This is a genomic window from Bilophila sp. 4_1_30 (genome assembly GCF_000224655.1).
Classification (GTDB): domain Bacteria; phylum Desulfobacterota; class Desulfovibrionia; order Desulfovibrionales; family Desulfovibrionaceae; genus Bilophila; species Bilophila wadsworthia.
This window is the reverse complement of sequence record NZ_JH114232.1, coordinates 1,228,280-1,236,896: the sequence shown is the minus strand read 5'-3', so window position 1 is coordinate 1,236,896 and position 8,617 is coordinate 1,228,280. Positions and strand designations below refer to the sequence as shown.

At 59.5% G+C, this 8,617-nt stretch carries 8 protein-coding genes; 1 reads left to right on the top strand and 7 read right to left on the bottom strand.

Annotation, left to right across the window (positions count from 1 at the left end; genetic code table 11):
- Positions 1-101: 101 nt before the first annotated feature.
- From secF to metA, 7 genes are all read right to left on the bottom strand, one after another.
- Positions 102-1,208, bottom strand: a complete 1,107-nt coding sequence (gene secF / locus HMPREF0178_RS12065; RefSeq protein WP_009733647.1) for a protein translocase subunit SecF — start codon at positions 1,206-1,208, stop codon at positions 102-104.
- Positions 1,209-1,273: 65 nt separating this feature from the next.
- Complete coding sequence (gene secD, locus HMPREF0178_RS12060) at positions 1,274-2,860, bottom strand: protein translocase subunit SecD (protein WP_009733646.1); 1,587 nt, start codon at positions 2,858-2,860, stop codon at positions 1,274-1,276.
- Between the two features lie 196 nt (positions 2,861-3,056).
- Positions 3,057-3,398 (bottom strand): preprotein translocase subunit YajC, encoded by a 342-nt coding sequence (gene yajC, locus HMPREF0178_RS12055; RefSeq protein WP_005025604.1) that lies wholly within the window; start codon positions 3,396-3,398, stop codon positions 3,057-3,059.
- Positions 3,399-3,529: 131 nt separating this feature from the next.
- The gene (locus HMPREF0178_RS12050; protein ID WP_009733645.1) at positions 3,530-4,129 is read right to left on the bottom strand and encodes a hypothetical protein; all 600 of its coding nucleotides are present in this window, start codon (positions 4,127-4,129) and stop codon (positions 3,530-3,532) included.
- A gap of 11 nt (positions 4,130-4,140) precedes the next feature.
- Positions 4,141-4,647: an Rrf2 family transcriptional regulator gene (locus HMPREF0178_RS12045; protein ID WP_009733644.1), complete on the bottom strand. Its 507-nt coding sequence runs from the start codon at positions 4,645-4,647 to the stop codon at positions 4,141-4,143.
- A gap of 36 nt (positions 4,648-4,683) precedes the next feature.
- The gene (locus HMPREF0178_RS12040; protein WP_009733643.1) at positions 4,684-5,961 is read right to left on the bottom strand and encodes an O-acetylhomoserine aminocarboxypropyltransferase/cysteine synthase family protein; all 1,278 of its coding nucleotides are present in this window, start codon (positions 5,959-5,961) and stop codon (positions 4,684-4,686) included.
- A 319-nt stretch (positions 5,962-6,280) separates the two neighbouring features.
- Positions 6,281-7,210, bottom strand: coding sequence for a homoserine O-succinyltransferase (metA, locus tag HMPREF0178_RS12035; protein ID WP_009733642.1), 930 nt, complete (start codon positions 7,208-7,210; stop codon positions 6,281-6,283).
- Positions 7,211-7,438: 228 nt separating this feature from the next.
- Between metA and HMPREF0178_RS12030 the strand changes: the two genes are divergently transcribed.
- Positions 7,439-8,263 (top strand): substrate-binding domain-containing protein, encoded by an 825-nt coding sequence (locus HMPREF0178_RS12030; RefSeq protein WP_009733641.1) that lies wholly within the window; start codon positions 7,439-7,441, stop codon positions 8,261-8,263.
- The last annotated feature ends 354 nt before the right edge of the window (positions 8,264-8,617 follow it).

The following is an 8,617-nucleotide window of genomic DNA, read 5'->3' as shown; positions in this document are numbered from 1 at the left end:
TCAGGAAAGCTGGGAACAAGGATTCAATAAGGCCAAAGTGTTGCTGGAGGGGTCCGGGGAGGGAGCTCTTTTTCAAACGCCCTCCCGCTCCTCTTGAAAAACTACACGACCCCGTGTTCGCCGGGGCGCTCGTATTCCACCTTCTTGCGGGCCACCATATACTGGCGGGTATCGCCGAGCAAGAGCAGGATCGGGTTGGAGACGAAGACGGAAGAGAACGTACCGATGAACACGCCGAGGCTCATGGTCAGCGCGAAGTCGTGGATCGCACCACCGCCAAGGATCGTCAGGCTCAGGGCGGCGATCAGGGTCGTCGCCGAGGTCATGATCGTACGGCCAAGGGTCTGGTTCACGCTCAGGTTGATGATGTCGGCCAACGGGGCGGGGTTGTCTTCCGGCTGGTTCTGGAGATTTTCGCGGATACGGTCATACACAATGATGGTGTCGTTGAGCGAGTAGCCCACGAGCGTCATCAGCGCCGCGATGATGTTCAGGTCGATCTCTTTGCCCATCATCGCCAACAGCCCCAAGGTGATCAGGACGTCGTGCAAAAGCCCCACGATGGCGCCGATGGCATAATTCAACTTGAGCTTCCAAGAAATGAGCAAGGTCAGCGCCAAGGCACCGATCACCCGGTATACCATGTCCATCCCGAGGAAGCCCATGACGTACATGGCCGAACCGAGAACCGCCGCCATGATCGCGGCGATCATCCAGCGCTGTTCGAAGCGCCCGGAAATGTACACGGTAATCAGCAGGATGGCGAAATACATGGCCTCAAGCGCCGCATTCCGCAAATCCGCGCCGACCTTGGGCCCCACCATCTCCAGCCGCTGGATGCTGGCAGGATTGCCGGCAAAACTCTTTTCCAGCGAGGAAAGGATATTGCTGCGGATGCCTTCGCTGGTCAGGTTCGGCGTGGAAAAACGGACCAGATAATCGCGCCCGTCCTCGCCGTACTGCTGAATAGCCAGACCGGGCAGTTCCATCTCGGCCAGCGATTTTTTGATATCTTCGTCGGCCACCGGCTTTTCAAATTGAAGCTGGACCGCCGCGCCGCCGGCAAAGTCGACGCCATACCGCAGGCCGCCATTCATAAAAATGGTGATCAGCCCCACTAGAATAAGAAGCGCAGACAGACCGTAGGCATAATGCCGCATACCTACGAAATCTATTTTTGTCTGCTTGCTGAATATATGAAGACTCATGCCAGAACTCCTCGTATCTTAAAGCTCGAGATACATCCAACGACGGATACGCACCAGCCGGGCGGCTAGATGCTGAGCTTCTTCCCGTCGTTTCCACCAAGCCAGAGCCCAAACGCCGTGCGCGAGACGAAAATGGCCGTAAACATGGACGCCACGATACCGAGGCTCAAGGTTACGGCGAATCCCCGCACGGGGCCGGTGCCAAACTGATACAGGATGGCGGCGGCAATGATGGTGGTCAGGTTGGAGTCCACAATGGAAATGGTCGCGCGATCAAACCCCACGGCCACGGCCTCAAGCGGTTTCAGGCCTTGCCGTATCTCTTCGCGGATACGTTCAAAAATAAGCACGTTGGCGTCCACGGACATGCCGATGGTCAGCACGATGCCCGCAATGCCCGGCAGGGTCAGTGTCGCGCCGAAGGCGGCGAGCCCGGCCATGAGCATGGTGATGGTGAAGACCAGCATGACGTCGGCCAGCAGCCCGGCTAGCCCATAGTACAACGGCATCACAACCATGACGGCGATGCCGCCCACCGCGGCGGCCGAAATGCCGCTCTCGATGGATTCCTTCCCGAGGGAAGGGCCGACCGTGCGTTCTTCAAGCACGGTCACGGGCGCGGGAAGCGAGCCCGCACGCAGCACGATGGCAAGGTCCTGCGCCTCGGTGGGCGTGAAACTGCCGGTGATGCTGGCCTTGCCGCCGCCGATGCGGCTCTGGATGGTGGGGGCGCTGTGCACCTTGCCGTCAAGCACGATGGCCATACGCTTATGGATGTGCTCGCCGGTGATGCGCTCGAACATAGCCGCGCCGCGCGAGTTGAAGGAAAGCCCGACGCTTGGCTTGTTGTCGCGGTTGTCGAAGGTGGGACGGGCATCAGCCACGTCCTCGCCGGTCATGAGCGGTTCCTTGTCCAGCGCGATCATGCTTTCGGAGGTGGAACCGTCGGGACGGACCGTCACCATGGGGAACAGGGCCACACCGGGAGGCAGGATACCCTGCGGGTTCACGTCGTCGCGCACGAGGTGGAACGTCAGCTGGGCGGTTTGGCCCACAAGCTGGATAGCGCGCTTGGAATCAGTCAGGCCGGGCAACTGGATCTGAATGCGGAAATCGGCCTGCTTGCGGATATCCGGTTCGGCGACGCCGAACTGGTCGATACGGTTGCGGATGGTGCGGACAGCCTGATCAAGGGCCATTTCCTCGATCTTCGCTTTGGCGGCGGGCGTAAAGACCGCCGTAAAACGCAGCCCTCCGCCTTCCACCTGCGTAGGCGAGTCAACGGCAAGCTGCGAAAAATCTTTGGAGAGCATCTCCTGGAGCTCGGTCCGCTGTTCGGCTCTGGGCAGCAAAAATTCAAGGCGATTGTCCGGGGTCAGGCGCGAGCGCAGGACGGTGATCCCCTTTTCGGAAGCCTGAGCGCGCAGCTCCTGCCCGGTCAGCGAAAGGGAATTGCTTACGGCTTTGTCCACTTCCACGCCAAGGGTCAGGTGCATCCCGCCCTTCAAGTCAAGCCCAAGGCTTATCCGTGCGTCCGGCAGCAGATTGCCCAAAGACGATCCGCCGACGCCCGGCAGGCTCGGCAACACATAAACGATGCTGGCCAACAGAACCAGCAGCGAGACGACTATCCGCCAACTCAACGATTTCATGGTGTTCCCCTGAGAGCATCAGATTCGGCCCATCCGCCCGCCCCCCGGCCGGATCTGCACTGTCGTTATGCGTACGGCCCCTGTTTTCCCCGATGAGGCCATACGGCGCGGAACGCTCCGCGCATAAAATGAAGAAAGGCAGACATACGCCCGCCGGGATCGACGGAACGCATGTCTGCCGGCAAAGCAAAAGAACCTACTTCTCTTCCTTCACGGCCTTGGAACGGGGATCCATCACGCTCACGACATAGGCGCGGCCGAGGCTTACCGTGGTGCTGCCGAGATCAATGGAGAGGATGTCGCCGTCGATGTCCACGACACGGCCCACGAGGCCGCCGGTGGTCAGGACCTGATCACCCTTCTTCAGAGCTTCCAGCATGGCTTTATGCTGCTTGGCGCGTTTCTGCTGGGGACGGATGAGCAGGAAGTAGAAGATGGCGAGCATGGCGATAAGAGGAACAAACTGCATGAGGGCGTCAGCGCCGCCAGCCTGACCGGCACCGGCCGTACCCATCGCATGAGCAACAGAAGCAAACATGAGGCCTCCTGGGGCAAAAAGGGGTTAAAGACATAGTGAAAGAAGGCCCATAATTACGGCTAGGGCCACAAAATCCATATACTATAGCGTCTATCCAAGCTTGGCAAGTACGGAAATCCGCGCAGCACAAGCTATTCGGGCTTGCCGGACACCGTTTTTTCAAACGCCCCCGACTTCCAGATATAACGCACAGATTTGCCTACAGGCACGTCGACGAGGCCCGCAGGCCCCCAGAAGAGCGGCCGCACATCCAGTCCGTCATCTTCAAGGCAGAACATGAACGCCGGGGAAACATCCGCCGCAAGCCGCTGCCCTGAGGCCAAAAAATCGGAAAGCTGCGGGTCATCCGGCGGATTGGCCGGCACGAATCCACCGGTGGCGTCTTCCTGCCAGAGCTCAAGAGCGCACATGGCGCCCCCGTCCGTCCCTATTGCGGCAAGCAGCCTGTCCCCTCCCCGGAAGACACGCAACCCCACCCGCGTCTCGCCAAAAGGCCGCGATACCAGTACGAGGCGATCGGCGTCGAACCGCTCCACCTCCCAAAATTCGCTTGCCCCCTGCTCGATCAGCCGGAGCTTTTCATCTTCGGAAAGGCCTTCCGGCGTGTTTTCAAACAAGGTGATCGGCAACTGGGCAAAAATATCCAAAGCCGTCAGCTCCCGCGCCTGCACGGACCGCGCCGACAACAAGAGACAGGCCGCGCACAGCAGCATCCAGAATCCGTCTTTCATTTTCCGCTCCGTCATGCGTTCCCACCGCCCTCCGGCGGCGTCCGATGCAACGCATGAAAGCACGCCGGACCATCCATGTCCACAGGAAAAGCGCCTTTTCCCTTTTTCAGGGCCCGTTCCCGCTCGACAAAACGGGCGAGCGTCATGCCCTTGAGAAACATCCGCATGTGCTCATCCAGCTCCCGCCAAAACCACCGCGTGGGGCAAGCGCCTTCCCGTTCACAGTTTTTTGTCCCGTACAGACATTCCACCGGAGAGATATGCCCCTCCAGATGCTCAAACACTTCATCCATACAAATGACGTCCGGGGATTTCGCAAGCGCATAGCCTCCCTTGGCCCCGCGTGCGGAACGCAAAATGCCCGCAGGGCGCAAGACACGTACGATCTGCTCAAGATACTTGACGGAAACGCCTTCCTCGCGGGCGATTTCCGCCAACTGGACACAGGACCCCGCAGGCCGTCCCGCCAAATTGATCAAAAAACGGAGCCCGTATCGGGTGCGAGTCGAATAACGCATGCTTTCCCCCTAAAGGACCACACCCTCCGGATCGGCTCAGCTCTCTCCAAGAGCCTGATCGAGATCCTCAAGAATGTCGTCGATGTGTTCGATACCGATGGACAACCGGATCAGTTCCGGCGGCAATCCCGCGTCACGCTGCTGTTCTTCGCTGAGCTGCGCGTGACTTGTGCTCGCTGGATGGAGCGCAAGGCTCTTGGCATCGCCCACGTTGGCGAGATGCGAAAAGAGGCCAAGTTTTTCGATGAACCGCTGGCCAGCAGGCTGGCCTCCCTGAATCCCGAAAACGACCATGCCCCCGAACCCGTTGCGCAGCATACGGCAAGCCACGGCATGGGCGGGATCGTCGGGCAGCCCCGGATAGCGGACCCACGCCACTTTCGGGTGCTGCTTGAGATGATAGGCGACCTTCAGCGCATTGGCGCAGTGCCGCTCCATGCGCAGCGGCAGGGTTTCCAGCCCCTGCAGGATCATCCACGCATTGTCCGGCGAAATGCAGGCCCCAAGATTACGCAGGGGGACCAGCCGCATCCGCGTGATGAACGGCGGATACCCTTCCGGCAGATCATATCCCCATCGCAAGTAATGATAACTGGCATCGGGCTCGACGTACAGAGAGAAACGGCTGTCCGTCCAGTCAAATGTACCGCCGTCCACGACGATGCCGCCGAGAGCCGTGCCGTGCCCTCCAAGCCATTTCGTCAATGAATGCACCACAATATCCGCACCATGCTCAAAAGGCCGAAGCAGATACGGCGTGGCGAAGGTCGCGTCCACAACCAAGGGCAGCCCATGCCGCTTGGCGATGGCGGATACCGCATCCAGATCCACGACGTCCAGCGCGGGGTTGCCGATGGCCTCCACATACAAGGCGCGCGTCCGCCCGTTGACGGCGGCTTCCATCTTGTCAAAATCCTGCGGCTTCACAAACCGAGTGGTGATCCCGAACTGGGGCAGGATGTCGTTGAACAGGGTGAACGTCCCGCCGTACAGGTTGTTCGCCGAGACGATTTCGTCCCCCTGCTTCGCCAGATTGACGATCGTCGAAAAAATGGCGGACGTACCCGACGCCGAAGCCAACGCCCCGACACCGCCCTCCAACAGGCTCATACGTTCTTCCAGCATGGCCTGCGTGGGGTTGCCGAGCCGCCCATAGACATTCCCCTGTTCGGCAAGGCCAAAAAGTTTGGCGGCGTGCTCCGCGCTCTTGAAGAGGTAGCTGCTGGTCCGGTAGACCGGGACTCCCCTCGACAGCGTCGCAGGATCAGGATACTGCCCGCCATGAACGGCGAGCGTTTCAAAACGGATAGGCATTATTGTCCTCCGTACCCGGCACAAGGCCGGAACCGTCATTTCGGGAAAAGGTCCTGAGGCGGCCCACCTCGGGCCCCGCGCATACCGGGCGGCATCCTCCCCTTGAGAGAGGTTCCCCGTACCCGTTCTTCAAACAGCTTCGGATGCGTTCCGACCTGAAAGCCGTTTCCTCATCCCCCAAGCCGAACCCGGAGCCAGCCCCGGATCGGAAGCCCCCCGCGCAGAGCCCTCCACTGTCCCCCACACGGGACATGCCAACGTGTCGGCGTATCCCGTAGCACCGCGTGAACGCCCCGCAACCTTTTCTCCGAGGACGGACTTAATCCCTGTCTGTGGGGATATCGTCAAGGCGGTATGGCGTCGCCTGATACACGCAATAGTTCAACCAGTTGGAATAGAACAAATGGGCATGGGCCCGCCAGCTGACCAGCGGGGGCCGCGTCACATCGTCACCGGGGTAGTAATGTGCCGGAGGCGCGATCTCCATCCCCTTGGCCACATCCCGCCGATACTCCGCATCCAGCGTATCCCGGTCGTACTCAAGATGCCCTGTGATGAACATGCTCCGCCCGTCGAGGGTACCGGCCACAAGCACCCCGGCCTCATCCGACTCGGCCAGAATCTCCAGCGTGGGGATCTTGGCAATGTCTTCGCCCCGGACTTCAGTGTGCCGGGAATGCGGCGCATGGAACACATCGTCGAATCCCCGGAACAGCTGATTCGTGGGATCATTGATGGTGTGGCTGAAAATACCGGAAAGCTTGTGCGGAAGCCCGTACTTCGGGATGCCGTAATGATGGTACAGCCCCGCTTGCGCGCCCCAACATATATACAACGTAGCGTGCACGTGCTTTTTCGCATAGTCCATGATGCCGACGAGCTCGTCCCAGTAGTCCACTTCCTCAAAGGCGAGCTGTTCCACCGGCGCGCCGGTGATGATCATGCCGTCGAACGAGCTGTCGCGCACCTGAGAAAACGTCTTATAAAAACGCTCAAGATGCTGCGGCGCGGTATTTTTGGATTCGTGCCCCTCAGCCCGCAGAAGCGTCACGTTCACTTGCAGGGGCGTATTGCCGAGCAGGCGCAGCAACTGCGTTTCCGTGGCGATCTTGGTCGGCATCAGGTTGACGATGGCAATCTCCAGAGGCCGGATGTCCTGACGGTTGGCGCGGCCTTCCGTCATGACAAAAATGTTTTCGCCTTCCAGTATCGGGCGGGCAGGCAAATCTTCAGGAATCTTAATGGGCACGGGAAACACTCCTTCGCGGCGATAAAGGTACGCCGACTTTCCTACTCAATTGATATGGATTCTGTCAAGCCGGGCAATCGGTCGCCGACTTCTACCCTATTTGCCAAACTTGGCAATCCCGTTACGCACACTCCTTGATTTTATATGCAAGGCGGAGCATACTCGAAACGATTATGTTCAAATTCGTGTCTGCCGCAAGGCACAACCTTTTGTAAGGAGCGTTTTTCAATGCGTCTGCTCAGAGCTTTCCTCGTCCTTTCCCTTCTGCTGCTGCCCCAGATGGCCAACGCCGAAACCTTGATGATGGCGACCACCACCAGCACGCAGGACACCGGCCTTCTGGAATATCTCCAGCCCATCTTCAAAAAGGACACCGGCATCGAGCTGAAATGGATTTCCGTAGGCACGGGCAAAGCCCTCGCCCACGGCAAGGACTGCGACGTCGACGTGCTGCTCGTACACGCCCCCGCCCTTGAGGAAAAGTTCGTGGCCGACGGCTTCGGCGTGGACCGCCATCAGGTGATGTACAACGACTTCGTGCTGATCGGACCCGCCGCCGACCCGGCCGGCGTCAAGGGCAAGGACATCCCCACCGCCCTGAAGACCTTCGCCGAAAAGAAGATCCCCTTCGTGAGCCGCGGCGACAACTCCGGCACGCACAACACCGAAAAGCAGCTGTGGAAAGTCGCCGGCATGGAAGTGCCCGGCAAGGACGCCACGTGGTACATTGACGCCGGTCAGGGCATGATGGCCACCATCCGCATCGCCGCCGAAAAAGACGGCTACACCGTGACCGACCGCGGCACCTACATCAAGTACAATGCCGCCGCCAAGGGCGATGCGCCCCTGAAGATCCTCGTCGAAGGCGACAAGGCCCTCCTGAACCAGTACAGCGTCATGATGGTCAACCCCGCCAAGTGCCCGAAGGTCAAGCAGGAAGCCGCCAAGAAGTTCATCAACTGGTGGATCAGCCCCAATACCCAGAAGGCCATCGCCAGCTTCCAGCTTGAAGGCAAGCAGCTCTTCTTCCCCAACGCCAAGGCCGGAAAATAGCCTCAATTGATTTTGAATGGGCGAGAATATTGGGGAGGGAAAAGCCTTCTGAAGAAAGGGGGAGCCCCCACGCTTTTCCCTCCCTTCCCCAACCCCGCCAGCGCGAATCCCCTCCCTCCCTTTCCAAAGATTTTTGTATTTATCGAATCCCTTCCCGCAGCATCTCTCGAAGCTCCTTTCTCTTCAAAGGGGCTCTCTCAAAGGAAGATATCACCGAGAACGACGTTCCCGGCGTTGGAACATTTCAAAACGGAACTGTTCCATCTTCCGTGTATCCCCCTGTTCTTCTTCCTTTCCGCTGAACCGAACTCCCGTCGCGCGGCCTCCCCACCAGTCAAAAGTCTTTGAAAGGAG